The sequence below is a fragment of the Natribacillus halophilus genome, from assembly GCF_900100185.1.
Taxonomy (GTDB): Bacteria; Bacillota; Bacilli; order Bacillales; family Marinococcaceae; genus Natribacillus; species Natribacillus halophilus.
In genome coordinates, this window is sequence record NZ_FNEN01000041.1 from 1 (window position 1) to 2447 (window position 2447).

The 2447-nt window shown below is 44.5% G+C and carries 2 protein-coding genes; both read right to left on the minus strand.

The features are described 5' to 3' along the window. Nucleotides 1-1128, minus strand: a 1128-nt coding sequence (locus BLS58_RS17060) for an SH3 domain-containing protein (protein WP_143018960.1), incomplete at its 3' end; no start/stop codon positions are given. A 224-nt stretch (nt 1129-1352) separates the two neighbouring features. Beyond that, a partial coding sequence (locus BLS58_RS17065) for an N-acetylmuramoyl-L-alanine amidase family protein (RefSeq protein ID WP_143018961.1) occupies nt 1353-2447 on the minus strand: 1095 nt, incomplete at its 5' end.

Sequence of the window (2447 nt, forward strand, 5' to 3'; positions counted from 1 at the left end):
CAGCCCCCCGATCGTTTCGTGGTCCGTACCGGGACCGCTGCGTACGTTCAAGTAGGATGACTGTACGATTCCATGACTGTATTCAGGTTCGGTCAGTTCCAGCGTTTCTTCAGGCGTGATGTGATTGCCGCTCACGTATGTCGGTCCATCGATATCGTCCAGTTGTAATTTATACCAACCGTCAATCTCTCCGACGACTTCCAATTGCTCGTTACGTTCCAATTGATGCACACGTGCCTCATCTACACCAGGGCCTTCTCGTACATTTAAAAGGTCACTGTCCACGTAGCCCTCTTCGTATTCCGGTAAATCAACCGGAACGATAAAATCTCCTGAGACATATGCATCTCCACTAAATCCTTCACCACTGATCTGGTACCAACCATCCGAGGTTTCGCCTTCCAGCTCCACTCTCGTGTAGTCTTCCAGCCCCCCGATCGTTTCATGGTCCGTACCGGGACCGCTACGTACGTTCAAGTAAGATGACTGCACGATACCATGACTGTATTCGGGTTCGCTCAAATCTTGTGTTTCTTCGAAAGTACGCTCATCTGTTTCAGCAACCTGAATCTCTTCAGAAGTACTCTCCTCGGTTTCATCCAAAGCATCAGGTTCTTCGGAAGTGATGTAACTGCCATTCACATATGTAGAACCCTCGACATCATCTACCCGGATCTTATACCAATCGTCAATCTCTCCGACGACTTCAACTTGTTCGCCCTGCTCTAATTGAGCTACATCCGTTTCGTCTTCACTTGGACCTTCTCGAACATTGACAAGGTCACCTTCCACGTATCCCTCTTCGTATTCCGGTTCATCTACGGGGACAATAGCGCTCGCCGAGACATACGCTTCGTCGCTGAACTCTTCTGCATTGATCTTATACCAACCATCGGAGGTTTCACCTTCCAGCTCCACCCTTGTATAATCATCCAATTCCCCGATGACTTCGTATTCCTCATCTGGACCTGAACGTACATTTAGGAGTGGGGACCGGACAATGCCATGTGTTTTGTCGACTTCTTCCAACTCTTCTGCTGTACCAACTTCTGCTGAAAGCTGGCTTTCTGTAAGGCCAACTATTAAAAATGACATTAAAAAAGTTGAAACTATAGATTTACATTCCATATCATCATTTCCCACCTTTATTTTATGATTCTTTTAATATATGTATCGGCAAAAATCTAAAATTATTAATAATACTTTTTTATTAAGATTGAAAACCAAAATCAATATCTACTACTATATAATACCTTTATAATGTAATAAATGTAAATACATCTATTAAAAAAACTGGCTTCAGAAATACCTGAAGCCAGTTTTAACTTCATAATTTGGTAGTTTACTCGTTTCTATCTTGCCTCTATATTCCAGGCATGAGCAATGGCATCAGCCGTAATGTGACCTAGCTCCTCTCTCCCTTGAGGACTTCCCAACATTTCTGCATCTGTAGCGTTATCGATAAACAATAACTCTAACAATATCGCTGACATGGCCGTATTGCGCAAAACACTAAAATTTTCCCTTTTCATCCCTCGATCCGTTGCAGTTAACTCATTAGCGATGTACTGATGAACTTCTTCCTGTTTCTCTATTGTTGTACTTGATACATTGCCATTAAATATAAAACTTTCAAAACCACTTGCTGAGCCGTTGAAAGCATTATTGTGCACGCTAACGAAATAATCAGCTCCCCAATCATTCGCCATGGCTGCTCTATCCGGTAACTCAATAAACTCATCTGTCGTTCTTGACATCATGACATCAACGCCTACATAATCTTCCTCTAATACTTCAGCAACATGAAGCGATATATCAAGCGCTACATCTTTTTCCTCCAACCCTTGGCCAATACCACCGGGGTCGTTACCGCCGTGGCCAGGGTCGATGAAGATTTTAACTTCCGAAACAGGATTTTCAGATACTAGATTTGCACTGACATAAGTAGGTCCGCTGACATCATCCATTCGGATCTCGTACCAACCATCAGTTTCACCAACGATGTTGACTTGTTCTCCTCGCGGGATTGAACTGACTTGAGCATAAGATGTCCCCGGACCTTCACGAACGTTCAGGGAAACATTTGCATCAACATAGCCAACAGCCCCAGGATTTTCATTGGTTACTAGACTAGCACTGACGTAAGTAGGTTCATTGACATCATCCATCCGGATCTTATACCAACCATCAATTTCGCCAACGAGATCGATCTCTTCCCCGCGCGGGATCGAACTGACTTGATCATAAGAGGTGCTGGGGCCTTCTCGTACGTTTAGGGAAATATTCGCGTCTACATAGCCAACGTCTTCCTCCGGTAAATCAACCGGAACGATAAAGTCCCCGGAGACGTACGCTTCTCCACTGAATCCTTCACCACTGATCTGGTACCAACCATCCGAGGTTTCGCCTTCCAGCTCCACTCTCGTGTAGTCTTCCAATCCCCCGAT